The organism is Streptomyces sp. NBC_01077 (genome assembly GCF_045162855.1).
Taxonomy (GTDB): domain Bacteria; phylum Actinomycetota; class Actinomycetes; order Streptomycetales; family Streptomycetaceae; genus Streptomyces.
In genome coordinates, this window is sequence record NZ_CP108669.1 from 843,336 (window position 1) to 866,635 (window position 23,300).

Here is a 23,300-nt window from a genome sequence, read left to right on the forward strand (position 1 = left end):
GGCCCGGTTCGCCCCTCCTGCGCGCTTGGGGCGGCCGGGCCCTCTCTGCCGCCATCAGCTGCCGCCGTCTGCCACCAGCTGCCACCAGCTGCCACTCAAAGATGACTTGACGAACTACCCGCCGCCGCACACGAAAGCGCGGGAGAGCACTCTCCCGAAGTGGGGCAGCGGACGATGTGATGGGGGTGGGGAATGACCGACGACACGCTCGACCTGATACTGAGGAAGCTTGATCTGGTTCAGAAGGTGCGGTTGCTGACCGGCGCCTCGACGTGGCGAACCGTCGACGAACCAGCCATCGAGCTGCGCCAGATCGTCACGTCCGACGGCCCCGCAGGCGTGCGGGGAGAGGCATGGGACGAGCGGCGTACCTCCGCACTGCTGCCCTCGGCCTCGGCGATCGGTGCACTGTGGGACGAGGAGCTGACCGAACAACTGGGCGGTCTGCTTGCTTCGGAGGCAGCGCGCCAGGGTGTGGACGTCGTCCTGGCCCCCACGCTCAACCTGCATCGCACTCCGCTGGGAGGCCGGCACTTCGAGTGCTTCTCGGAGGATCCTGAGCTGACGGGCCGAACCGGCGCCGCGTTGATCCGGGGTATCCAGGCTGCGGGCGTGGCGGCCACAGCCAAGCACTACGTGGCCAACGACTCCGAGACCGGGCGCATGCATGTGAACGTGCGGGCTTCCGAGCGGGTGCTGCGGGAGGTGTACCTGGCTCCGTTCGAGGCTGCTGTCGACGCGGGCGTGTGGCTCGTCATGGCCGGGTACAACAGCGTGAACGGCGCGAGCATGACGGCCAGTCCGCTCCTTGCCGAGCCGTTGAAGGGCGACTGGGGCTTCGACGGGGTGGTGGTCTCGGACTGGGGTGCCGTGCGTTCCACCGTGGAGCCGGCCCTCGCCGCACTCGACCTGGCGATGCCGGGGCCGCAGGGGCCTTGGGAGGAATCCCTCGTACGGGCCGTGCAGGAAGGCCGTGTCCCCGAGGCCGCGATCGACGAGAAGGCACGGCGTCTGCTGAGGCTCGCCCTGCGTGTGGGAGCGCTCGGACCGCACCGGTCTCCGCGTACCCCGGGGATCGCTTCGCGTGACACGCGGGCGTTGCTGCGCCGTGCGGCGGCAGCCGGATCTGTGCTGCTGCGCAACCGCGAGGTGCTTCCGCTGGATCCGTCCGGCTTGTCGACCGTCGCGGTGATCGGTGTCCATGCCGCCTCCCCGCGAGTGCAGGGCGGCGGCAGCGCAGGGGTTTTCGCCTCAGGTGTCGTCACGCCACTCGATGGGATTCGAGCCCGGCTACGCGGGCGGGCTCGGGTCGTCCACGTGCCCGGCCCGTCGCTGGGTGTCCCCCCGGCCCCACTCGACACCGGTCGATGCAGCAACCCGCGGTCCGGGGCGCCCGGTGTACTGCTGCGGCTCCTGGACTCGGAAGGTCATGAACTTCACTCGGAACACCGCCTGTCCGGGCTGCAGCTGGAGCCGCCTGTCGTTCCAGGCACGCACACTGTCGAGATCAGCACAGTGATCCGCCCGGAGGCGGCGGGAGAATGGACCTTCGGCATCGGGGGCTTCGGCCGCATGACGCTCACGCTCGACGAACAGACCGTTCTGGACGGCGAGTTCCCGTGCACCACGGACGACCCGGCCATCGTTCATGTGACCCCTCCTCTCCACACGGCACGGGCGACGATCAGCACAAGACAGCCTGTACGTCTGGTCGCCCGACGTGAGCTGATCCCCGGAGCCGGGCGTGCCACGATCGTCGCGGCAGCGCCCCCGGAGCGCGAGGCGGCCGCGGCGCTTACCGAAGCGGTGGAAGCAGCCCGTGACGCCGACGCGGTGATCGTGGTCGTCGGCACGACCGAGCACACCGAGACCGAGGGCCACGATCGCAGGGACCTCTGCCTCGGGGGCCACCAGGACGAGCTGGTCCGCTCCGTGGCGAAGGTCAACCCGCGCACGGTCGCCGTTGTCAACAGCGGTGGTCCGGTGGAGCTTCCCTGGCGCGATGAGGTGGGCGCGGTGCTGCTCACCTGGTTTCCCGGGCAGGAGGCCGGCTCCGGCCTTGCCGATGTCCTGTTCGGGGTCGTCGAGCCGGGCGGCCGGCTCCCCACCACCTGGGCGGCGTCGCTGCCGGACGCCCCGGTCACCCGCTCTCAGCCGATCGAGGGCCGGCTCGACTACGAAGAGGGTCTGCACATCGGGCACCGGGCCTGGCTGCGGACGGGCGGCGAGCCCGCCTATTGGTTCGGACATGGCCTCGGATACACGACCTGGGACTACACAGCGGTCCACGCCCCGGCAGAAGTGACGGCGGGCAGCCCGTTCACGGTCCGCGTGCGGCTGCGCAACACAGGCACGCGGCCCGGCCGTGAGGTGGTGCAGGTGTACCTGGCCCGCCCGCAATCGACGGTGGAGCGGCCGGCGCTCTGGTTCGCCGGCTACGCGGCGGTCCACGAGGAGGCCGGTGCGACGGCAACGGCTGTGGTGGAGGTTCCGGCCCGGGCACTGCGGCATTGGTCCGAGGACGAAGGTGCCTGGCGCACCGAACCCGGGGCCTACCAGATCATGGTCGGGCGGTCCGCCGGACGCCTGATGTGGGGCGGGGAGCTGGTGGTCCAGGAAGGCCCCGGTCCCGCAGGCGTGCCCGGCCGCGAACCGGCTGCCGAAGGGCAGGGCCGGCTGGGGCTGTTCGGCGGCTGACCCGGCGGGCCGGGCCACGCCGCCGTCCTTCGGGTGGTCCCGGCGCAGGTGGAGAGCCTGATGTCCTGGCCGGCCCGCCTCACCGCGCGGGGGATGATGGGGGTGGAAAGACGGAACACGAGGTCAGGAGCCTCCATGGCGAAGCGGATTCACCAGCCCCGTGAGGACGCGGAGTTCGACTTCATCCTCAGAATGAGCGGAGTCCCGGTCCTCGCATACTTCACCGGGACATGGCCCAAGGCGATCGAGCCCTGCCGGGCGATGGATCTCGTCGTGGGTGCCATCGCCGACGAGTACGCGGGACGCCTGACGGCCGTCCGCACCGACATCACGCGCTGCCCGGCGGCTACCGAGCGGTACGGAATCACCGGAGCCCCCTCCTACGTCCTGCTCAAGGACGGAGAGGCAGTGGCGCACGGCGCGGGCCCTTTGACCACCGCCGAGGTCCGGGAATTCCTGGACGGCCACCTCTGAGACCGGACATCCGAACCGGCCGTCGACGGTCGACGGTCGACGGTCGACCAGGATCCGTAGCGCCGAGGTCTGTCCCGCCACGGACTCCCGGTTCGGAACCACCACATCGCCGCGTCGAACTGCCGCTCGCGGTCCTCGGCCGAGCGACCTGCCCCTATGGTCAAATCCCACCCCTGTCACGTAAGGTTCATTTTACGCTACTGACTATTACCACCCAGGGGGCGGGCGGCGATGCCGGACACCAGGATCAGTGAGCTCGTGCGGATGTGGATCGACGGCTGGGTCGTCTCGCGCGGCAGCTCGGACCCGATCGACGAGCCGTGGGGGTGGACGATCGACGTCGGGCAGCCCAAGCACGTCGCCCGGCACGTGCTGCCGGAGCCCACCGAGGCCGACGTGCGAAAGATCGTCGCCGCGACGAGCGCGCCCGGGACGTGGCTGAAGCTGTTCGCCGAGGACCAGGTGGTCCTGCCCTGGGTCGGGCCGGGCTGGCGGCTCGACAGTCCCGGCTTCCTGATGACATGCCACCTCGAACCGGAGCGCACCGAGGTGCCGGCCGGTTACACGCTCACCCGTTGGACCCGGGGCGGCGTCAGCCGAGTGCTGGTCCGGACGCTCGACGGGCACTTCGCCGCCCGTGGACAGATCGCCCATGTCGGCGACCAGGTCGTGGTCGACCAGGTCGAGACCGCCGCCGAGCACCGGCGGAAGGGCCTCGGCGGCCTGGTGATGCGGACGCTGCAGAGCACCGCGTACGAGGCCGGCGCGAGAACAGGCATCCTGGTCGGCACGCCCGAGGGCCGGGCGCTCTACTCCTCGCTGGGCTGGACCATGCACTTCCCGATGGCGAGCCTCTGGTACGAGCCGTCCGGTGGCGCCCAGTGAGCTGAGTCCGATTCACCGGACCGCCCGAGCCTTGCCCTTCGACAGGGCGGCGGCATTCCGTGGCTCGGCAGCCTGCGACCCACCACGTGATGTCGACGTGACCCGGCCCTGAAGGACCGGGGATCGACCAGCGCACGTCGGCAGTCGGATACGCGGAGGTCGGGGAGGGCCGCCTACACTGCGTCGGTGGGCGCACCGCCGTCGACGGCCCGCCCCACCTCGACACGGCCGCCGCCCTCCGGCGCAAGTGCCGCCGCCCGGTGGCGCCGCTCACCTGTGATCCGTACCCATACCGCACGCACCTCAGGAGCCCGCCCATGCGCCACTTCGATGTCGAGACGCTGACGCCAGGTCGGTGGCGCAACGGCGGCGGCGCGACCAGGGAGATCGCCTCCCGGCCGACAGGCGCCGAGGAGTTCGGGTGGCGCGCGAGCGTCGCTGACATCGACGGGGACGGGCCGTTCTCGGCGTTTGCCGGGGTCGACCGGACACTCACCCTGCTCGCGGGCAACGGTGTTCGACTGACCTGTCCCGGGGCGTTCGAGCGGCTGCTGGCACGCGCGGGCGAGCCGTTCTCGTTCTCCGGCGACCTCGCACTCTCCGCCGAACTCCCCGGTGGCGCCTGCCGGGTGCTCAACATCATGGTGCGGCGCGGCCGCTGGACGGCTCGGGTGGAGCGGGTCGCCGGTCGGGTCGTGCCGCCGTCCGGGCACGCCGGGGTGTTCTATGTCCTGCGCGGCCGTTGGCAGACAGACGAGGACGGGCATGTCCTGGCTTCCGGCCAGGGCGTGTGGTGGGACGAAGCCGACAACGCGCCGGGCGAAGCGGTCGCACCGCTCTCGCCCGACGCTGTGGCCTTGTGGACGGATGTCACGCCGACGGGGTGACGTCCGGTCTGCCGGCCGGCGCTGTCTGACGGGTCGGCCGCCCTGGAGCCCTTGTTCTTCCGGTTGGCGGCCTGGTCCCTGTTCTCCGGGATGACTGCCTTGATGCGGCGTCTGCGCAGGTGGGTGCCGTTGCCGAGGGACGAGTAGGCCTTGTCCCCGGCGACGCGTCGGGTCAGGTGCGTGGACGGCCGACCGGCCCGCGGACCCGTACCTTCTTCAGCACGGGGATGAACTGCGGGCTGTCGGCGGGCTGCCCGGCGGTCAGGATGAACGCCCGCGGGCGACACTTCCGGTCGCCGGCGACGTGAATCTTGCTGGTCTGCCCGCCCCGGGAGCCTCCCAGGAGGGCGGCCTTCGGTCGCAGCTTTCGGCGACGCCGGATGCGGCGTCGCTCCTCCCGCTCGGGGTCTGCGTTGGCTCCCTGCCCGTTTTGTTCGTCGAGGCCGCCCCCTTTGGCCTGGCCTTCTCTTCCTCGGCGGTAGCCTTCTCCAGGGCGACGAGCGCGTCTTCGCTCAGACGCATCCCAGCGGCGTCGTGGTGGGCGCGCGCGGTGGTGGAGTCGATGCTGACCAGAGACAGGCCCGCCATGCCCCGTTTTGCGGCTTCCGCGATCAGGCCCTCCAGCAGGGCCTCGAACACGTCGGCGTCACGCCATTGCCGGAAGCGATTGGAGACGGTCTGCCAGGCGTCGAACTCCTGCGGCATCTCCCGCCACTGCCCGCCCGGCTTGAACCGCCAGATCACGCCCTCGAACTGCTGGCGCAGCCGCTCGGGGTACGGGCCGTACTCGCCAATCGGCAGGTATGGCCCGATGAACTCCCACGCTTCGTCTGTCAGTTGCACTCGCGTCACGCAAGATGATCTACCGGATCAGGCCTCGGGGCGAGGACAAATCCCACAGATTGATCACGGCTCAATACGTGCCCAGTAGGCGCGGTCGCAAGTATTGGTCGGAACTATGCGCCAAATCGCCTACCCGTTTGATGGGCATTCACGCGCGCAAAGCCCGACGCGCTCCTGGTCCGCATCGCCGACCGCGAGCCGCACGTCCGACTCGCGGCCTAACGACCAGAATTTCCGGCCGCGTGTAATAGGATCCGCCTCTAGCATCACTCGATCGACCGTTGCTCACCCAATCGATAGGAGGCCCGATGATCGGCGTGCTCGTGACTTTCACGCAGACTCAAAAGTTCGATCGTTCAACTCTCGCAAAGATTGCCGGCGAACTCCGAGGACCGTTCGAAGGCATGGCTGGCCTTCGCTTCAAGAGCTTCATGCTCGACGAAGACGGCTTTCAGGCAAAGAACTTCTACGTGTGGGATGACGAGGACACAGCCCGTGCCTTCTTCACGGAGGAGCTCGTCGGCAAGGTGACGGGGATTTATGGCGTCCCGCCCAAAATCGAATACCTCGATATCGTGGGGTTCGTCGATAACTCTGGCACCTGATTCTCAAGGGGGCTGTCGCGCAAACCCCTGCCGTCCGGGCCGTTTTGGACCATCGGGGCATGCCACAGAACTCCCTCACATGCGATCGAGACCAACCGCTGCTGCGGCCCTCCAGTCCCCTGACCTGAGTGACTGGCTACCCAAGGAAATCTTCCAAGGCACCGTCACCGTCGCCTCGATCCGACTCTGGCTCTGCCCGTGATCTCCGCCGGATCTAGTCGCCGGTCTGGCCGTCGAGCATCTCTCGCAGGATGTCCAGGTGGCCGTTGTGGCGGGCCGTCTCCTCGGTGAGGTGAAGGAGGATCCAGCGCAGGTCGACATGGAGACCGTCGCGGATGGTTCCCTCGGCCTGCTTGTCCAGGTCGTTCCCGGCGACGAGTTCGCGGTAGCGGGCGCTCTGTTCGGCGTATTCGTCGAGCAACTGCGTGAGCGGGAAGTCGACGGCGATACGCATCTCGCGGTCGGGTTCCTCATCGGTCCAGGGGCCCTGGTCTTCTCGCCGAGGAAGACCACCTGGAACCAGTAGTACTCGACCCAGCGCAGGTGGTTGATCAATCCGCTCGTGGTCATCAGCGGTGAGCCCGGCAGGAGCGCCTTGCGGGCGTTCTCCGCGGAGACGCCATCGCACTGGGCGCGGGCGGTGCCACGTGTGTAGTCGAGAAATGCGGTGAGCTGGGCGCGCTCGTCCCACGCGGGCGGTGTGTCGTCGATTCTGGTCATCGCGCGAACGTCCCCGATCACCCGACCGATGTCGAAGTATTTTCGACGGGCCCGACCTGTTCCACCTAGCTCCTTGTCCGGCGGGTCGCCACAGCGATTCAGCGCCGGTGGGCCGCCCGGCATGATCCGCCGGACAGGCCCTGGGCGAAGATGAGGCGGAAGATGTCGTTGTAGATGAAGAAGCCGCCGGACTGGCCGGGGATCGGCGCCAGCGTGAATGTCCGGGCGCAGTGCAGCGGCTTGTCGAAGGCGTTGTCGATGGCGAGGGTGCCGGTCCCGTGAACTCGACCAGGTTCACCCCGGCCGCTCAGCGGCCACCTGCCTCTGCGACGCCGGACAGCCCGCCCCGGACCTGACCCGTCAGCCCTTCGCTTCCGCAGCAACCGTCGGCTGCGGCCGGGTCCGTATGCCCCAGCGGGCGAGAGGTGGGCCGGCGGCGCCCAGCGCCGCGAAGAACGCCCCAAGCAGCAGCCAGCCTGCCGTGCCGAGGCCGAGCACCACCGTGGTGAGGATCGCGGGGGCGACGGCCTGGCCCGCGGTGAAACCGAGGCCGAGGAGGCCCTGGTACTGGCCCTGGGCGTGGTCGGGGGCGAGACCGAAGCCCAGGGCGAAGCCCGCCAAGGATTCCCAGATCTCCCCCAGGCTCTGCACGAAGATCGCCGCGACGATCAGTCCCGCTGCCGCCCAGACAGGGGTGTGCGCAGCCAGCGCCATCATCGGGCAGCTGACGAGGAAGAGGAGTCCGGCGGTGCGAAACGCCCTGCCGCCGTCGTGCGGGGTTTCGATGCGGGAGCCGATCCTGGTCTGCAGGAGCACGCAGAAGACGGCGTTGACGGCGAATACCGCGGCCACCGTCCAGCGCGGCGCTGCGGTGTGTTCGGAGATCCAGATCGGCAGAAGCAGGGACACCACCGAGTACTGCAGCCGCATGGCCCCGAAGAGGGCGGTGAACGTCAGGAACGGGCGGTCCGCGAAAGCGAGCCAGCGATGGTGTCGGGGCGGTGCTGCCAGCACCGGATAGCCGGCAGCAGGAGCAGAAGCGCCGCGCAGAGGGCGAAGCTCGCCGCGTTGCCCAGGATCAGCACGACATAGGCGCCGCGGGTGTCCGCCGCCACCGCCAGCCCGGAGCCCACCGTTCCGAGAACGACGCCCAGATTGACGAACGTGCGCAACTTCGCCCGGAACACCGCCGGGCGATCAGCCCCGACCCGGACCACCAGAGCACCCCAAGCCGCCCCGCCGGCCGCCGCGACGATCTGATCGACCGTCGCGATGGCCGTGAGCGCGGCCCAGCTCTCGACAAGGACGAGAGCCGACATCGACACCGCCTGGACCACGAGGGCCAGCATCATGATCGTGCGAGCCCCGCGCCGATCGGCGAGATGACCCCCCGGTATCCCCGCGAACAGGCCTATCAGTCCGGCTATGGTGAGCGCCGCACCGACGTGCGCCGCCGGCAGGCCCACGATCAACGTGAAGTAGAGCGCCGACGCCGCGTTGAACAGACCGTTGCCGACCCGGTTGACGAAACTGGCGGCGATCAGCACGCGCTCCGGCCCGCTGTCCCCCGCCATGCGGGCTATTCGGCCGACCGAGCTGCCTTTGATCATGCGCAGCAAGCCAGCAGCGGTCGCGGACACCACCGCGGCCGCACAAAGACCGCGTGCCCTGCGGACCGGACTGCGTACCCGGTCCGCAGGGCACCCGTCAGGACGGGAGCCACGTCCGCCAGGTGGCCTCGTTCTCCTTCACCCAGCGGCCCGCCGCCTCCTGCGGCGACAGCTTCTGGTCCGCGATCATCAGGGCGACGTCGTTCTGCATGTCGGTCGTCCAGCGGAACTTCTTCAGGAAGGCGGCCGCGTCGCCTCCGCCGTCCGCGAAGCGGGCGTTGAGGAACTTCTGCAGCGGCGTATGCGGGTACGCGCAGGCCACCTTCTCGGGGTCGGCGTCGCAGCCCTCCTTGTAGGCGGGCAGCTTCACCTCCGTCATCGGGACCTTCTCGAACAGCCACTGGGGCTTGTACCAGTAGCTCAGGAACGGCTTCTTCTCCTTGGCGAACTGCTTGATCTGTGTGATCTGCGCCGCCTCCGAGCCCGCGAACACGACCTGGTAGTCGAGGTCCAGGTTGTTCACGAGCGCCTTGTCGTTCGTCACGTACGACGGAGAGCCGTCCAGCAACTGGGCCTTGCCGCCGCTCTCCGCGGTGCGGAACTCGTCGGCGTACTTGTTCAGGTTCTTCCAGTCGGTGACGTCCGGGTGCTGCTCGGCGAAGTACGTCGGCACGAACCAGCCGATGTGGCCGGTCACCCCGAGATCGCCACCGCGCTTGATCGTCCCCTTGTCGTCGATGTACCGCTTCTCCTGCTCCGGGTGGCCCCAGTCCTCCAGGATGGCGTCCACCCGGCCCTGGCTGAGCGCGTCCCAGGCGGGTACCTCGTCGATCTGTACGGTGTCCACCCTGTAGCCGAGCTCGTGCTCCAGCAGGTACTGGGCGACGGCGACGTTGGCCTGCGCGCCCACCCACGACTGCACGGAAAGGGTCACCGTGCGGGAGCCCTTCGCATCGGCGTACGGGGAGGCCTGGCGGGTCATGTCGGCGGCGCCGCAGCCGGTGAGGGCCGTCAGGGCGACGGCGGCAGCAAGTGCGGAGCCACCGAGTGCGGAGCGGGTGCGAGCCATCTCAGGCCCCCTTTCCGGCGAGGTCGCGGCGCCCAGTCGGCTGGGTGACGCGGTCGAGCATCAGGCCGAGGCAGACGATCGCCGCGCCGGCGACCAGGCCGGTCGCCAGGTCGCCCTGGGCGAGGCCGAAGACCGCGTCGTAACCGAGCGCGCCGCCGCCCACGAGACCGCCGATGACGACGACGGCGAGGACGAGCACCACGCCCTGGTTGACGGCGAGCAGCAGTGCGGGCCGTGCCAGCGGCAGTTGGACCTGGAACAGCTGCTGCCGCCCGGTCGCGCCCAGTGAGCGCGAGGACTCCATGACGGCCGGGTCCACCGCGCGTACCCCCTGAGCCGTGATCCGTACCACCGCGGGCAGCGCGTAGACCACGGCGGCCGCGACGGCCGGGGCGCGGCCCACACCGAACAGGGCGACCACGGGGATCAGATACACGAACTGCGGCATCGTCTGGAAGACGTCGAGGACCGGACGCAGCACGCGTCCCAGTCGGGTGCTGCGGGCGGAGGCGACTCCGAGTGCGAAGCCGAGCAGCAGCGTCACGGCGACGGCGGCCAGGACCTGGGACAGGGTGTCGAGCGCCGGGTCCCAGACGCCGAGCACGCCGATCGCGGCCATCGCGAGGACGGCGGTGGCGGCGGTGCGCCAGGTGCCGATGAGCAGGGCCAGGGCACCGACGGTCAGCAGGACCGCCCACCAGGGCAGCCACTGCAGGCCGTCGCGCAGGGGGTTGAGGACCCAGGTGGTGAACCGCCCCGCCCAGTCGGCGGTGCCGCCGACGAGGGGCACGCCGGAGTAGAGGTGGGTGGTCATCCAGTCGACCGCCCCGTTGACGGGCTCGGCGATGTCGACCGTCCACGTGTCGGGCCAGGAGAGTCGGTCGGACAGGCGGCCGACGACGGCGACGACTGCCGTCGCCACGAGGGCTACGGCCCAGCCGAGCCGGGACCTGTGGGCGGGAGCCGTACCGATCCGCTCTCCCGCCGCGGCGGTGACCCGGTCCAGGACGACGGCGAGCAGCACGATCGGCACGCCGGCGCCGAGCGCGGCACCGACGTCGACGGAGGCCAGAGCCTGGTAGACGCGGTCTCCGAGACCGCCCGCGCCGATGACGGACGCGATGACGGCCATGCCGAGCGCCATCATGATCGACTGGTTGACGCCGAGCAGGAGCTCCTTGCGGGCCAGCGGCAGCCGGGCCGTCAGCAGCCGCTGACGGCCGGTGGCGCCGAGGGACGCGGCGGCCTCCAGCACGCCGGCGTCCGCGCCGCGCAACCCGAGCGCGGTGAGCCGGGCCATGGGCGGGGCGGCGTAGACGACGGTCGCGAGGACGGCCGCGGGCACGCCGATGCCGAAGACGAGGACGACGGGCAGGAGGTACGCGAAGGCCGGCAGCACCTGCATGGTGTCGAGGACCGGCCGCAGGATCCGGTCCATACGGTCCGAGAGGCCGGCGGCCAGGCCGAGGAGACCTCCGAGCAGCACGGACGCGGCGACGGCGACGACCATCAGGGCGAGCGTCTGCATGGTGGGCACCCACATGCCGAGCAGCCCGCACACAGCGAAGGCGGCGACGGAGGTCAGCGCGAGCCGGACGCCCGCGACCCGCCAGGCCACCAGCCCGGCGGCGGCGGTGACGCCGGCCCAGCCGAGGGCGAGCAGCAGCAGGTACACCGCGCGGACGGAGACGACCACGACGTTGCTGACGTGTCCGAGGAAGTAGAGGAACAGGGGGTGGCCGTCACGGTTGTCGATGATCCAGTCGCTGGTGCGCCCGAGCGGCTCGGACAGATCGACGGCGAGCGAGGCGGGCCAGCTGCCGCCGCCCAGCAGCACGGCGCCGAGAACGAGTACGACGGCCGCGCCGGCGCCGATCAGCCGGACGCGGTGGCGCGCGAGCGCGCGCGGCGCACCGGGCCCGGTGTCGGAGGCGGTCGTGGGGCGGGGAGAAGCCGGGGTGACGGTGGCGGTCATCGGCCCCACCGCCGCATGGCGTCGGGGCCGGTCGTGCCGTACCGCGGCGGCCTGGTCACGGCACCGGTCGTGCCACCATGCCGCGGCCAGGTCACGGCACCCGTCGTGCCGCCCGGCGGCGGCCAGGTCGTATGGGCGTACATCAGGCCACCGCCTTCCCCGTCGCGGCCGGGACCCCGGCGACGACACCGAGGAGTCCCGCGTGGTCGACCACACCGAGGCAACGGCCGTCCTCGACGACCCGCGCGTTCGCGCCCGTACGGGCGACGGCCTCGATGGCCTCGTGGACGGTGGCGCTCGGGGCGAGCGCGGGGCCGGCCTCCCGCTCGTCGGCGAGCGCGGGGCGCATCGCCGAGCGGACGGTCAGCACCTGCTCGCGCGGCACGTCACGTACGAAGTCCCTGACGTAGTCGTCGGCGGGGGCGCCCACGATCTCCTCCGGCGTGCCGAGCTGCACGATCCGGCCGTCGCGCATCAGCGCGATGCGGTCGCCGAGCTTCAGCGCCTCGCTCAGGTCGTGCGTGATGAAGACCATCGTGCGTCCCTCCTCCCGGTGCAGGCGGATGACCTCCTCCTGCATGTCCCGGCGGATGAGCGGGTCGAGCGCGCTGAACGGCTCGTCGAACAGCAGGACTTCGGGGTCCACGGCGAGCGCGCGGGCCAGTCCGACCCGCTGCTGCTGGCCACCGGACAACTGGCTCGGCCTGCGCTGCTCCATGCCGTCCAGGCCGACCTTGGTGACGAACTCGGCCGCACGCTCGCGTCGTTCGCCGCGTCCCATGCCCTGGATCTCGAGCCCGTACGCGACGTTGTCGAGCACCGTCCGGTGCGGCAGCAGCCCGAAGTGCTGGAAGACCATCGCCGCCCGGTGCCGGCGCAGCTCGCGGAGCCGGCCGGTGTCCATGGACAGCACGTCCTCTCCGTCGATGGAGATCGTGCCCGAGGTCGGCTCGATGAGCCGGGTCAGGCAGCGGACGAGCGTCGACTTCCCCGAGCCCGACAGGCCCATGACGACGAAGACCTCACCCTTGCGGACGTCGAAGGAGACATCGCGGACGGCGGCGGTGCAGCCGGTGCGCTCGCGCAGCTCGTCGGCGCCGAGGGAGGCGAGCTCCCGGTCGGCGGGCACGCGGTCGGCCTTCGGACCGAAGACCTTCCACAGCTCGCGTACGGAGAAGACGGGTTCGGCGGTGTCGTGCGCCAGGTCGTTCATCGTCGGGTGCCTCCCAGCAGGTCCACGCATTTCTCGCCGACCATGAGCACGCCGATCATCGGGTTGACGGCGGTCATGGTCGGGAAGACGGATGCGTCCGCGATCCGGATGTTGTCGAGCCCCCGGATCCTCAGATCGGGCGCCACGACGGCGAGTTCGTCGTCGACGGCGCCCATCCGGCAGGTGCCGGCCGGGTGGTACACGGTGTGGGCGACGTGGCGGGCGTAGGCGCCGAGTTCCTCGTCGGAGGTCACCTCGGGCCCCGGGCACACCTCGCGCTTCAGCCATCCGGCCAGGGGGTCGCTCGCCGCGATCTGCCGTGCGATGCGAATGCCGTCGACGAGCGTCCGGCCGTCGTAGTCGTCCTCGTCGGTGAAGTACCGGAAGTCGAGCGCGGGCTTCACCTCGGGATCGGCGCTCGTCAGGTAGAGCCGGCCGCGGCTGCGCGGCTTGGGGATGTTCGGGGTCATCGACACGCCGTGCGCGGGCCGTTCGTAGCCCAGGCGCTCGGGGTTGTCGGTGAAGGGCATCTGGTAGAAGTGGAACATCAGGTCCGGCCCCTCGGCCTCCGGGTCCCGGCGGACGAACAGCCCGGCATCGGAGTCCATCGCGGAGTTCTCGGGGATGGGGCCGTGCGTCTCCCACACGATGACCGACTCGGGGTGGTCGAGCAGGTTCTCCCCGACGCCCGGCAGGTCGTGCACGACGGGGATGCCGAGCTTCTCCAGGTCGGCCCGCGGCCCGATGCCGGAGTGCAGCAGCAGCCGCGGGGTGTCCACGGCCCCCGCACACACCAGGACCTCGCGCCGGGCGCGTACGACGTGCTCCGCGCCCTCCTTGGTGCGGATGTGCACGCCGGTGGCGCGGGTGCCTTCGAGTTCCAGCCGGAACGCCCAAGTCTCCAGGGCGATGTGCAGGTTCGGCCGGTCCAGGAACGGGTGCAGATAGGCGACCGAGGCGGACGACCGCTTGTTGTTCTCCGGGTGGTAGGCGAGGTCGAAGAAGCCGACGCCCTCGTGGAAGGGCTGCCGGTTGAAGCCCTCGACGCGCGGGACACCGAGCGTGGTCTGCGCGGCGTCGACGAAGTCCCGGGCTATCGCGTTCCGGTCGGCCTCGTCGACGGGGACGATGTTGTTGCGCAGCCGGGCGAAGTACGGATCCATGGCCGCCGCGTCCCACCCGTCGGCACCCGCCTCGGCCCACTCGTCCCAGTCGGAGGGCAGGGGCTTGAACGCGATGAGGGTGTTGTGCGAGGAACAGCCGCCGAGCACCCGCGCACGGCTGTGGCGGATGTACGAGTTGCCCCGGGGCTGCTCGGTGGTGGGGTAGTCGTAGTCCAGCTCACCGCCGAGCAGGCCCATCCAGCGGCGCAGGGTCAGGACGTCGTCGCGGCCGACGTCGCTGGGGCCGCCCTCGATGACGGCGACGGTGACGCCCGGGTCCTCGGTCAGCCGGGACGCGATCACGGAACCCGCGGTGCCGCCGCCGACGACGACGTAGTCGTACACATGCCGGTCGTTCATGCCTGGTCCTTCTCCGTCGTGCCCGCGAACCAGCGCACGGGGCGCGGAGCGAGGTTCTGGTAGATGTGCTTGGCCTCGCGGTACTCGGCGAGCCCCGTGGGGCCCAGTTCGCGGCCGATGCCGGACCTTCCGAAGCCGCCCCACTCCGCCTGCGGCAGGTAGGGGTGGAAGTCGTTGATCCAGACGGTGCCGTGGCGCAGCCGGGCCGCGACCCGCCTGGCACGGTCTCCGTCGGAGGTCCACACCGCTCCGGCGAGGCCGTACTCGGTGTCGTTGGCGAGGGCGACGGCCTCCTCCTCGGTGCGGAAGGTCTCCACGGTGAGGACGGGGCCGAAGATCTCCTCGCGGACGACCCGCATGCCTCGGTGGCACCGGTCGAGGACGGTGGGCCGGTAGAAGTAGCCGGGGCCGGCGGGCCTCTCGCCGCCCGCACGCAGGACCGCACCCTCGCCGAGGGCGGAGGCCACGTACTCCTCGGTCCTCGCCACCTGGGCAGCGGAGACCAGCGGACCGCACTCGACGCCCTCGTCGGTGCCGCGGCCGAGGCGGATCAGTTCGGCCCGGCGGGCGAGCTCGGCGACGAAACGCTCGCGCAGCGGCTCCTCGACGATGAGGCGGGAGCCGGCGGAGCAGACCTGGCCGCTGTGGATGAAGGCGGCGTTGAGCGCCTGGTCGACGGCGGTGTCGAACCCCTCGGGCGTCGAACAGGCATCGGCGAACACGACGTTGGGGTTCTTGCCGCCCAGTTCGAGGGCGACCTTCTTCACGCTGTCGGCAGCCGCCTTGGCGACCTTCGTGCCGCTGACGAGACCGCCCGTGAACGAGACCAGGTCGACATCGGGGTGCTCGGCGAGCCGGGCGCCGACGGTCTGGCCGGGGCCGGTGACGATGTTGGCCGCGCCGAGCGGCAGTCCGGCCTCCAGGAGCAGCTCGACCAGCACGACGGTGCTCAGCGGGGTGATCTCGCTCGGCTTGATCACGAACGTGTTGCCGGCGGCGAGGGCGGGCGCGATCTTCCAACTGGCCTGGAGCAGCGGATAGTTCCACGGCGTGATCAGGGCGCACACCCCGACGGGCTCGTGCACGACGACACTGCGGATGTCGTCCGAACCCGCGTCGACGACCCGTCCGCCGTCCTCCTTCTCCACGAGGTCGGCGAAGTAGAGGAAGGCGTCGCGGACGCAGTCGACGTCGACGCGGCCTTCCTCCAGCGTCTTGCCCGCGTCCTGGCTCTCCAGGGCGCCGATCCGCTCGCGGTCCCGCTCAAGGAGGGCGCCGACCCGCCGCAGCAGGGCGGCCCGCTCGGCGACCGGCGTACGCGGCCAGGAACCGTCGTCGAACGCGGCTCGCGCCGCGGCCACGGCGTCGTCGGTGTCCTGGACACCGCCCTCCGCCACGACCGCGAAGGCGGTCGCGTCGACGGGGTCGATGATCTCGCGCGTGGCGCCGGACAGGGCTGCGCGCCACTCTCCGCCCACATGGATGGTCTGTTGTGCTGCGGTCACGTCGCGTATGGCCTTTCGTTCCTCTGAGTCCCCCTGCCGGTAGCACCGGCGGTTCGGCCGCCTGCCCTGGCTTCTGGGATCCATGCGCGATGCGTTGCGGAGAGTGTTCTGACTCACGCTTGAAGTCGGTAAAAACCGGAACATGTCGTACGGATTGCGCGAGGGGGGCGATGCGTCCGGGCACAGTCCGGGCCGGTGCGCGCCGGTGCGGTGCGCGCCGGGCCGGTGCGCGCCGGTGCGGTACAGGCCCGTACAGGCCGGCCCGCACCGGACTGAGCACAGTCCGGTCCGTGCTCGGACGAACGTACGGCTGGCGTCACTTCCAGATCTCGGCGACCCATTCAGGGTGGTCGACGAAGGGATTCCGGTTCTTCTGGATCGTGAAGATCCTGTCGTTGCGGGACTTCTCGAACGTGTCCGGCGGATCCTGGTCGTTCCACTGCTTGAGGACCGAGAGACGGCCCATCGCCGGCGCGGAACCGTTGTCGACCTCATCGTTGGGTTCGAGGTCGGGGAAGCCGTCGCTGCCGTCGTAGCGGACGGCCATGTAGAGGATCATGCGGGCGACATCGCCTTTGACCGCGTCTCGCGGCTCGAAGGAATCACCGTCGGAGCGGCTGCCCGGGGCCTCGTCGACCGCGTCTCCCCCCTTGTCGAAGTCCAGGTTCCCCCTGGTCGAGTTGACGGTGACGTCCTCGGGGCGCAGGTGGTGGATGTCGGTGCCGGGACCCGTGGCGGTGCCGAAGTCGCCGTGCGACTTGGCCCAGACGTGCTCACGGTTCCAGTCGTTCGCTCCGCCGCCGTTGGTGTCCTTGGCCTGCGAGCGCCCGGAGTAGAGCAGGACGACGTTGTCCGGGTTCTCCGGGTCCTCGTCGGTGGCCTTCAACGCGTCCCAGACATCGTCGTACGAGAGTTTGGTCTGCTCGCTGATGATCCTGTGGAGGGCGTTCTTCAGCTCGGCACCGGTCTTGCCGATTGCGCCGTCGTAGTACGTGTCGTCGTAGTACGTACCGTCGTAGTACGTGCCGCCGTTCGCGCCGCCCCTGGCCGATGGGGGCTCGGCGCCGGAAGCGTACGCCACGGTGGATGCGGCGACTGCGGCGATGACGACGACGCTCAGGACGGGGCGCCGCCAAGGGCGCTGCCTGTGGTGAGCGGACATGGGTGGGGGGTGTCCTCTCGCTCGGCGGGCACGTCCTCTCGTGCCGGCCGAGCGGCAGGCCCGGACGGTGCCCGACAGACGGATCACGGTGGGGGTTCCGGCCAGAGCTTGGCATGTCCCGACCATCAGGGAGTGGACACCGCGCACCCGTCCTGTGGCGACACCGTGGAGAGGGCAGGTCTCGTGCGGCAAGGCGGATGCCGCGGCCGCACGGTCCGGCGCTCGACGAAGAAGGGGTCTACGCCGGGTCCGGCGGCGGCTGTGACCTCTCCTGTGACCTCTCCCGCCTGAGTGGCGTGCAGCCTCGCCGCGGCGGGCGCGGGGCGACCGCCGTGGGTGCCGGGGCGTGGATGCCGGGGCGTGGGGAGTGGGCGATGCTTGGAGTATGGGTGCCGAGCGTGGTGGGTCCGTCCGAAAGGGATTGCGCAGAGGCCGGGGCTCCCGCTGGGCTCAGGTCGCTGTTGTCGCCGCAGTGGTCGCGGCCGTCGCCGCGCCGGCCGGCTGCGCGGGCGGTAGCGGTGCTCCCACGGGAGTGCACGGACCGACGTCGCTGGTCCCCTCGGCCGCGCCATCGACACCCTCGACCATGGCCCCACCCCTCACGCTCTCTGTCACCCCGGCCACCCCGGCCACTCCGGCCACATCGCCGGCTCCCTCGCCCCGCGAGTCTGTGGTCGCCGAGATGTCCATACCGTCGATCGGTGTCGAGGACCTGGACGTCATGCCGTACGAGGGGACGACCGACGACCGCGCGGGCACCCGTATCCAGGACCGTGGTGTGGCGGCAAGTCCCTACGGCGAGCGCGGTGGCGTGGGGCCGGGCGAGATCGGCAACTATCTGGTGACCGCCCACCGGCTCTCCGCCGGCGGGCCCCTGCGTGAGCTGCCCTCGGTCGAGGTGGGCGACCAGGTCCACGTCACCGCTGGGGGCACCGTCTACACCTACGAGATCGTCGAGACCCGGACCACGTCCTTCCGCTCATCCCGCTCACTCGCCGAGCAGCGAGCCGCAGTGCCGGGCGAGCCGGGCAAGAAGCCCACCCGGGCCATGATCACGCTCTCCACCTGCGCGACACCGGAGGACAACGCGGCGGGCAACTTCTGGCGGGACGCCCAGCACAACCCCGAGCACCGCATCGACAAGATCGGCGTCCTGACCTCGACACGGCCCGCGTAGGGCCTTCGGAGACCGGCGGCCTCGCCGGCCAGGACAGCGTGCGTGAGCCTGGGCCCCGGACGTCGGCGTCGGGAGCGGTGGTCGCCGCGCCAAGACCGGTGGTCGCCGCGCTTTCTGAAGCGGCCGCCGCGGCGGGACAGTGCCAGTTCTGTCGAATCCGGGGGAGGGCAGGTGCGGCGGCCGGGCTCATGCGGTTCAGGCAGGCCTGCGGCATACCCGACCTGGCGGCTCGCGACGCACAACGGCACCCGAGGTGGCCCCAGCCCCTCGACGGTATGGCGACCGTGCGACAACTCGCCCATAGTTTGCTGCAGTTGGGTGCCTCGGGACGGGGGATTGGCGTATGGCCGCAGGTAGGGACGAGAACAGGGGCGCCGGGGCGGGTGACGGCGCGAACGCGGCTACGGACGGGGCGCATTCCGCGCCGGGAGCCGTGCCGGAACCTGGAGCCGGCGGCGGCCCGCAGCAGGGGCCTGTTCCCCCGGCCGGTGGCACCGACGGCGTCGAGCCGACGGAGCCCGTGACGGAGTCCGGAGCCGAGCGGGGCGCCGCACTGGAGGCTGTGTCCAGGGCACGCACCACGGACGACGCCGCCACCGCACCGGCCGTCTCGCCGGAGACGGCCGGGGACCCCCCTCCGCCCCGGCCCCCTGGCCGGCTGCGCCGCCTCAGGGAGCGCTTCAACGCGGCCAGCGCGACCGACAAGATCGCCGTCGCCGGGCTGGTCCTGGCGCTCGTCCCCCTGCTGACACCTGTCGCCGCGGCCGGGTACGAGGCGGTCTTCGGGGACGAGGATCCCGTGACGCTGCTCGCCGCTGCCTACAACGACCCCTGCCTCTCCGAGTGGATCATCACGCCGGGCCACGAGGAGCTCGGCAAGGCGTTCGGCTCGGTGACCAGCGAGCTACCCGAGTCGCTCGACAGGTGGGAGCTCGAGGGCTCGATCACACACCACTCAACCGTGAAGGCCATGATGTCCGCACGCGGCAACACAGGCCGAAGCGTCCAACTACGGGACATCTCCATCACGGTCACCCGCCGCACCGCGCCCCTGCCCGGCACGCTCGCGCCGCGCATCCCCTGCGGGGACAGCTTCAACGTCGGGCTGTACGTGGACCTGGACACCTTGCCGGTCGGCCTTCCGGTCTCCTACCGCCACCTGCAGTCCAGCCCGCAGCAGGGGGCCGCCCGAGCCGAGGCCGCGAAACTCAACGGCGAGGACATCTCGTTGCCGTACGACCTCTCGGACGACTCGTTCTTCGCCATGGTTCTGACCGGCCGCTCCCTGGCCCACTACACGGAGTGGCACGCCACCCTCACCTGGTGGGACGGGGACGCACTGCACACGACCGACATCACCAACGGCAAAGGCCCCTTCCGCGTCTCGGCGACGGCGTCCGGGCCCCCGGCAGGGACGCCGTGACGCAGCGCCTCCCCACCCTGGGCCGAGTCCTTCGCAGCGCACTGCGCGAGCCGGTCGCGGTGGCCGCTCTCTGCGTCGTGGCGGTGCACTGCATCGGGCTGTCGGCCTCCGTGCAGAGCTGGGCGAACCGCCGGGTACCGGCCCTCCTCCCGTTCCTGGCAATGGACGGGCGGACAGGCGGACGGGCTGGACGGCGCTGCGCGCCGAAGCCCGCTGGATGGTGTCGTTCCTGTGCGTGCTGAGCGGGCTCACGGCCCTGCTGCTCGGCAAGGCCCTGGCGGACACCTTGGCCAACGCCACAGCCAAGCGGACTTGGTTGTTCCAGGAGGCTTTCGCCTGGGGCGGTCACACCTTCCTCCTGGACCTGATGGGCGGGGTCGCCGCCGCGCTCGCTGCATCCCCGGCATCCCGCGGCTCCAGACCGGCGAAGGCCACCCGAGCGAAGGGCCGGGAGTCGCGTCTCCTCGCCCTCTGCGAGGTGCTCCCACGCCGGATGAGCGGCTCAACCCGGCGCCCTGTATCCGCCGCATACGCGTTCGGTTAGGCTGACCTTGCCTGGCGTGCAGACCCGGGTGTGCGGGTTCGGGCGCTCCGGTGCCGCAGGTGGGAACCAGCGGACGGAACGGGCAGAGGCAGGGCACAGGTGAGAGACGACGGTGACCGGGCTCGTGCGCGTCGTGCGCCCGGTGGGGCGGGAACGCCCATGCGGGTGACGGCGGACGCGGGTTTCGGCCCGGCGCTGGGGACGAGGCCTCGTGGATAAGATCGCGCTCACGGCCGGAGCGCTGTACGTCATCGTCCTGCTACGCGCCGGAGGGACGTTCGCCGTCGGGTGGCTCGCCGGCGCCGGTGCCCGGCGCAGCAGGTTCGCCGGGCGGATCTCTTCGGCGAAGTTCCGGCGCGCCGAGCGGGCGATCCAGCGGTGGGGCGCGCCGGTGGTGGCCGTCTCCTTCCTGACTGTCGGTTTCCAGACCGCCGCCAACTTTCTCGCGGGCAGCATGCGCATGCCGTTGCCGCGCTACCTCCCTGCCCTTTTCGTGGGCGGCGCGGTCTGGGCGCTGATCTACGCGACCGCGGGGCTCGGCGTGCTCGAGGTGCTGGGAAGGCTCTTCGCCGAGCGGACGGCCCTCGGGCTGTCCGCCGTGGCCGCCCTCCTCCTCGCAGTGTGCGGGGTGGTGGTGTACCGCAGAAGAAGGGCGGCCCCGTCCTCCGGTGACACCGTGGCCGACGAATCGTGAACCCGTCCCGCAAGGGGCAGATACCGGCGGCGGGCGAGATGTACGTACGGCCTCAGCTCTCCTCGGACTGCGCGCCGGACAGGACGGGGACCGGCGGAGATCCGGCCACGAGGTTCGGGAAGAGCGCGCCGCCTGCGAGGACATCGTGCCTCCACAAGCGTGCTGATTGCACCCTTGTCGCGCGGCCGCTGGAGCCAGCGGTCGCACTCCCTTCAGTACCTCGCCGGAGAGCAGCAGTGATATCCGGCTCCGGTAGTGAGGGGCGATCGTCCCGCATCGGTGGTGTTGGGTCCGGGCGGACGCCTACATCTGCTCGAAGTGGAAGGAGCGGATGAAGCAGTCTCGCGGCTGGCCGATCGCGAACAGGACGCAGTCGAGCACGGATTGGGCGGTCAGCGGGTCGTCTGCGGTCCGGGAAGTGTGATCCCAGGTGGGGTGGAGTGGGTCGCCGTCCATGAAGTCCGGCGGGTAGAGCGAGATGACACGGATGCCCTCGGGGCGGAGTCGGTGGGAGAGGATGTCGGCAAAGCCGGCCTGGGCGGCTTTGGCCGCGTAGAACGCGGGGTGTGCCTGCGAGCGGTGGTTCCGGGCTTCCGCGGCCGAGGAGACCAGGTTGACCACGTCCGCACCAGCAGAGGCGCGTAGCAGCGGCAGGAAGTGTTTGACCGTCAGCAGTGTGCCGGTGGCTCCGGAGGCGATGGTGTCGGTGATCGCGTCGTCGTCGGCGTCCCACATCTCGGGACCTTCCAGGTAGCGGGCGCCGTTGTTGACCAGCACATCCACCCGGTCGGCGTGGGCGGTGATCCCATCCGCGAAGGCCCGTATGGAGGCCGGGTCGGCCAGATCGCAGGCGAACGCTTCGGTCTTCGCCCCGCTGTCGGTCGCCACCTCCTCGGCCACTCTCTGGGCTGCAGCCAGAGAACGCGCGGACACGAACACGCGCGCACCCAACCGACCTGCCTCCAAGGACAACGCTCGCCCGAACCCACGCCCGGCCCCGGTAACCACCACCGTGTGCCCAGTGAGATCCACGCGCACACCTCCTTCTACCTCTTGTTGATCACCGTGAGCGTAGCCCTGCCGTCCAACGCGCTGAACCCCTCAGTCGAAGCACGAGTGGAGAGATCCACTGAGCACGTCTGGGCAGGACATGAGCATCACCCGGACGTGTTCACGGCTCTGGCCGGAGTTTCGTGAAGGGCCAGGTCGTCGGAGTGGAGGTGGCTGGGATGCAGCGGCCCCCTTCGTAGGTCGCTACCCAGCAGCCACAACCATGCCGGCCGTGACCTGAGGACGGTTGGGGAGCAGCGACGCGAGGTTGTCCCTTACGAAGTCCGCCGCCTGCTCGATCGACTCTTCGGCCCCGGACTGGTCTTCAAAGACGCTGGTAGAGACCATCACTCCGTCCCCGGCGTCCACCCAGTAGTAGGCCACGAAGCCGGGGACTCGGCGGAGGAGAGGCACGAATCCCTCATCCACTCGGCGTCCCGCCTCGGCAGAGTCAGTCACTCCTTCGTAACGCCGAATTACTGCGTACACAGCTGATCTCCTCACGGATCCCAAGGTCACCTTGCGCGAAGCGACCTACCCCCACCGAGCGTCTTTCGCTCGGAGGACGCCCGGAAGTGACCCGTATAGGCGCACGGTGATCCAAACCGGGGATCTGCTGTGGCCAGGGCTGGGCGAACCGGGACATCACCCAAGTCCGGTCAGAGCCGTGTTCACAGAGCGCCATCAGTAGCGCGCGGGCGGGATGCGCGGTCGGCCACGCGGAGGTGCCGAGATCCCGGACAGGACAGACGATCTCTCCCTGAGGCGACTTCCACCCGGCCACCCACCGGCGGCAGCAGCTCCGTCTGAGAGTGTGATGGCAGAACCCAGGCTCAGGCCCGTCGCAGGCGAGCTTCAGGTACCAGCTTCCGCAGCTCAGCGGGCTCCTTGGGGCGCATCTCGCCAAGCGTCTGCGATCGCGATCGCGAGAAGCGCCTCCCACGCGAGCTCGGCAGCGACGCCGGGCTGACCGGTGTCTTCGGCGAACAGTCGCTTGCAGAGTTGATCTCGGGTCGGCAGGGACGGCCGGGCGATGCACTCGGTCACCAGCCGACTCCATCGGTGCCGCTCCCGCCTGCCGCCCCGACGCTGGTCCCAACTCCCGTGGCCGGGTTCCCACTCCCGTGTCCCGGCTCAACCCTGCGGGCCACCCACCCCGCCCAGTGGACGACCAGAGCGCTCAGGGGCCAAGCAGAACGCTCAGTCGCAGCGCTCGCGCCGGCTCGCCTTCGCGCGCGAGGCAC

The 23,300-nt window shown here is 70.5% G+C and carries 20 protein-coding genes and 2 pseudogenes; 9 read left to right on the forward strand and 13 right to left on the reverse strand.

Annotated elements, in window-relative coordinates; genetic code table 11:
- Positions 1-192 precede the first annotated feature (192 nt).
- Together OG462_RS03880 and OG462_RS03885 are read left to right on the forward strand one after the other, a co-directional pair.
- Positions 193-2,697: a glycoside hydrolase family 3 C-terminal domain-containing protein gene (locus OG462_RS03880; protein ID WP_406054448.1), complete on the forward strand. Its 2,505-nt coding sequence runs from the start codon at positions 193-195 to the stop codon at positions 2,695-2,697.
- 135 nt (positions 2,698-2,832) lie between these two features.
- The gene (locus tag OG462_RS03885; RefSeq protein WP_406054450.1) at positions 2,833-3,171 is read left to right on the forward strand and encodes a thioredoxin family protein; all 339 of its coding nucleotides are present in this window, start codon (positions 2,833-2,835) and stop codon (positions 3,169-3,171) included.
- Here the strand turns inward: OG462_RS03885 and OG462_RS03890 are convergent.
- A complete protein-coding gene (locus OG462_RS03890) occupies positions 3,078-3,335 on the reverse strand; it encodes a transposase (RefSeq protein ID WP_406054452.1) in 258 nt (85 codons plus the stop codon). The genes OG462_RS03885 and OG462_RS03890 overlap by 94 nt on opposite strands.
- Before the next feature lie 67 nt (positions 3,336-3,402).
- On the opposite strand from OG462_RS03890, the gene OG462_RS03895 reads away from it, so the two are divergent.
- The gene (locus tag OG462_RS03895; protein WP_406054455.1) at positions 3,403-4,056 is read left to right on the forward strand and encodes a GNAT family N-acetyltransferase; all 654 of its coding nucleotides are present in this window, start codon (positions 3,403-3,405) and stop codon (positions 4,054-4,056) included.
- Positions 4,057-4,373: 317 nt separating this feature from the next.
- Positions 4,374-4,943, forward strand: coding sequence for a HutD family protein (locus OG462_RS03900; protein WP_406054457.1), 570 nt, complete (start codon positions 4,374-4,376; stop codon positions 4,941-4,943).
- A 29-nt stretch (positions 4,944-4,972) separates the two neighbouring features.
- Here the strand turns inward: OG462_RS03900 and OG462_RS03905 are convergent.
- Positions 4,973-5,795: pseudogene (locus OG462_RS03905) on the reverse strand (transposase); the annotation flags it as partial.
- 299 nt (positions 5,796-6,094) lie between these two features.
- Between OG462_RS03905 and OG462_RS03910 the strand changes: the two are divergent.
- Positions 6,095-6,391: a hypothetical protein gene (locus tag OG462_RS03910; RefSeq protein WP_406054459.1), complete on the forward strand. Its 297-nt coding sequence runs from the start codon at positions 6,095-6,097 to the stop codon at positions 6,389-6,391.
- A gap of 214 nt (positions 6,392-6,605) precedes the next feature.
- Here the strand turns inward: OG462_RS03910 and OG462_RS03915 are convergent.
- The 9 genes and pseudogenes from OG462_RS03915 to OG462_RS03955 form a co-directional block, all read right to left on the reverse strand.
- Positions 6,606-7,111, reverse strand: a pseudogene (locus OG462_RS03915) (DinB family protein).
- Positions 7,112-7,471: 360 nt separating this feature from the next.
- Positions 7,472-8,041 (reverse strand): hypothetical protein, encoded by a 570-nt coding sequence (locus tag OG462_RS03920; RefSeq protein ID WP_406054461.1) that lies wholly within the window; start codon positions 8,039-8,041, stop codon positions 7,472-7,474.
- Between the two features lie 23 nt (positions 8,042-8,064).
- Positions 8,065-8,721 carry an MFS transporter gene (locus OG462_RS03925; protein ID WP_406066347.1) on the reverse strand — a complete coding sequence of 219 codons (657 nt, stop codon included), beginning with the start codon at positions 8,719-8,721 and terminating at the stop codon, positions 8,065-8,067.
- A 97-nt stretch (positions 8,722-8,818) separates the two neighbouring features.
- Positions 8,819-9,790 carry an ABC transporter substrate-binding protein gene (locus tag OG462_RS03930; RefSeq protein WP_406054463.1) on the reverse strand — a complete coding sequence of 324 codons (972 nt, stop codon included), beginning with the start codon at positions 9,788-9,790 and terminating at the stop codon, positions 8,819-8,821.
- A gap of 1 nt (position 9,791) precedes the next feature.
- Positions 9,792-11,765: an ABC transporter permease gene (locus OG462_RS03935; protein WP_406054465.1), complete on the reverse strand. Its 1,974-nt coding sequence runs from the start codon at positions 11,763-11,765 to the stop codon at positions 9,792-9,794.
- 142 nt (positions 11,766-11,907) lie between these two features.
- Complete coding sequence (locus OG462_RS03940) at positions 11,908-12,978, reverse strand: glycine betaine/L-proline ABC transporter ATP-binding protein (RefSeq protein ID WP_406054467.1); 1,071 nt, start codon at positions 12,976-12,978, stop codon at positions 11,908-11,910.
- On the reverse strand, positions 12,975-14,501 hold the full coding sequence (locus tag OG462_RS03945; protein ID WP_406054469.1) for a GMC family oxidoreductase: 1,527 nt from the start codon (positions 14,499-14,501) through the stop codon (positions 12,975-12,977). Before OG462_RS03945 ends, OG462_RS03940 begins: the two co-directional genes overlap by 4 nt.
- A complete protein-coding gene (locus OG462_RS03950; protein ID WP_406054471.1) occupies positions 14,498-16,006 on the reverse strand; it encodes an aldehyde dehydrogenase family protein in 1,509 nt (502 codons plus the stop codon). Before OG462_RS03950 ends, OG462_RS03945 begins: the two co-directional genes overlap by 4 nt.
- Positions 16,007-16,322: 316 nt before the next feature.
- A complete protein-coding gene (locus OG462_RS03955; protein WP_406054473.1) occupies positions 16,323-17,168 on the reverse strand; it encodes an endonuclease I family protein in 846 nt (281 codons plus the stop codon).
- Between the two features lie 421 nt (positions 17,169-17,589).
- Between OG462_RS03955 and OG462_RS03960 the strand changes: the two genes are divergently transcribed.
- From OG462_RS03960 to OG462_RS03975, 4 genes are all read left to right on the forward strand, one after another.
- Positions 17,590-18,345 carry a class E sortase gene (locus OG462_RS03960; RefSeq protein WP_406066349.1) on the forward strand — a complete coding sequence of 252 codons (756 nt, stop codon included), beginning with the start codon at positions 17,590-17,592 and terminating at the stop codon, positions 18,343-18,345.
- A 343-nt stretch (positions 18,346-18,688) separates the two neighbouring features.
- Positions 18,689-19,768, forward strand: coding sequence for a hypothetical protein (locus OG462_RS03965; RefSeq protein ID WP_406054475.1), 1,080 nt, complete (start codon positions 18,689-18,691; stop codon positions 19,766-19,768).
- Positions 19,769-19,985: 217 nt separating this feature from the next.
- Positions 19,986-20,312: a hypothetical protein gene (locus OG462_RS03970; protein WP_406054477.1), complete on the forward strand. Its 327-nt coding sequence runs from the start codon at positions 19,986-19,988 to the stop codon at positions 20,310-20,312.
- 211 nt (positions 20,313-20,523) lie between these two features.
- The gene (locus OG462_RS03975; RefSeq protein ID WP_406054479.1) at positions 20,524-21,006 is read left to right on the forward strand and encodes a DedA family protein; all 483 of its coding nucleotides are present in this window, start codon (positions 20,524-20,526) and stop codon (positions 21,004-21,006) included.
- 303 nt (positions 21,007-21,309) lie between these two features.
- Here OG462_RS03975 and OG462_RS03980 read toward each other — a convergent pair whose 3' ends face one another.
- A complete protein-coding gene (locus OG462_RS03980; RefSeq protein WP_406066350.1) occupies positions 21,310-22,038 on the reverse strand; it encodes an SDR family oxidoreductase in 729 nt (242 codons plus the stop codon).
- A gap of 222 nt (positions 22,039-22,260) precedes the next feature.
- On the reverse strand, positions 22,261-22,485 hold the full coding sequence (locus OG462_RS03985) for a hypothetical protein (protein WP_406054481.1): 225 nt from the start codon (positions 22,483-22,485) through the stop codon (positions 22,261-22,263).
- Positions 22,486-23,300 lie beyond the last annotated feature (815 nt).

What these genes read in the sequence shown, in the direction of transcription:
- OG462_RS03880 (WP_406054448.1), top strand. Translation starts at nt 193, where the DNA reads ATGACCGACGACACGCTCGACCTGATACTGAGGAAGCTTGATCTGGTT.
- OG462_RS03885 (WP_406054450.1), top strand. Translation starts at nt 2,833, where the DNA reads ATGGCGAAGCGGATTCACCAGCCCCGTGAGGACGCGGAGTTCGACTTC.
- OG462_RS03895 (WP_406054455.1), top strand. Translation starts at nt 3,403, where the DNA reads ATGCCGGACACCAGGATCAGTGAGCTCGTGCGGATGTGGATCGACGGC.
- OG462_RS03900 (WP_406054457.1), top strand. Translation starts at nt 4,374, where the DNA reads ATGCGCCACTTCGATGTCGAGACGCTGACGCCAGGTCGGTGGCGCAAC.
- OG462_RS03910 (WP_406054459.1), top strand. Translation starts at nt 6,095, where the DNA reads ATGATCGGCGTGCTCGTGACTTTCACGCAGACTCAAAAGTTCGATCGT.
- OG462_RS03920 (WP_406054461.1), bottom strand. Translation starts at nt 8,041, where the DNA reads ATGCGGCTGCAGTACTCGGTGGTGTCCCTGCTTCTGCCGATCTGGATC.
- OG462_RS03925 (WP_406066347.1), bottom strand. Translation starts at nt 8,721, where the DNA reads ATGATCAAAGGCAGCTCGGTCGGCCGAATAGCCCGCATGGCGGGGGAC.
- OG462_RS03930 (WP_406054463.1), bottom strand. Translation starts at nt 9,790, where the DNA reads ATGGCTCGCACCCGCTCCGCACTCGGTGGCTCCGCACTTGCTGCCGCC.
- OG462_RS03935 (WP_406054465.1), bottom strand. Translation starts at nt 11,765, where the DNA reads ATGACCGCCACCGTCACCCCGGCTTCTCCCCGCCCCACGACCGCCTCC.
- OG462_RS03940 (WP_406054467.1), bottom strand. Translation starts at nt 12,978, where the DNA reads ATGAACGACCTGGCGCACGACACCGCCGAACCCGTCTTCTCCGTACGC.
- OG462_RS03945 (WP_406054469.1), bottom strand. Translation starts at nt 14,501, where the DNA reads ATGAACGACCGGCATGTGTACGACTACGTCGTCGTCGGCGGCGGCACC.
- OG462_RS03955 (WP_406054473.1), bottom strand. Translation starts at nt 17,168, where the DNA reads ATGTCCGCTCACCACAGGCAGCGCCCTTGGCGGCGCCCCGTCCTGAGC.
- OG462_RS03965 (WP_406054475.1), top strand. Translation starts at nt 18,689, where the DNA reads ATGGCCGCAGGTAGGGACGAGAACAGGGGCGCCGGGGCGGGTGACGGC.
- OG462_RS03970 (WP_406054477.1), top strand. Translation starts at nt 19,986, where the DNA reads ATGGTGTCGTTCCTGTGCGTGCTGAGCGGGCTCACGGCCCTGCTGCTC.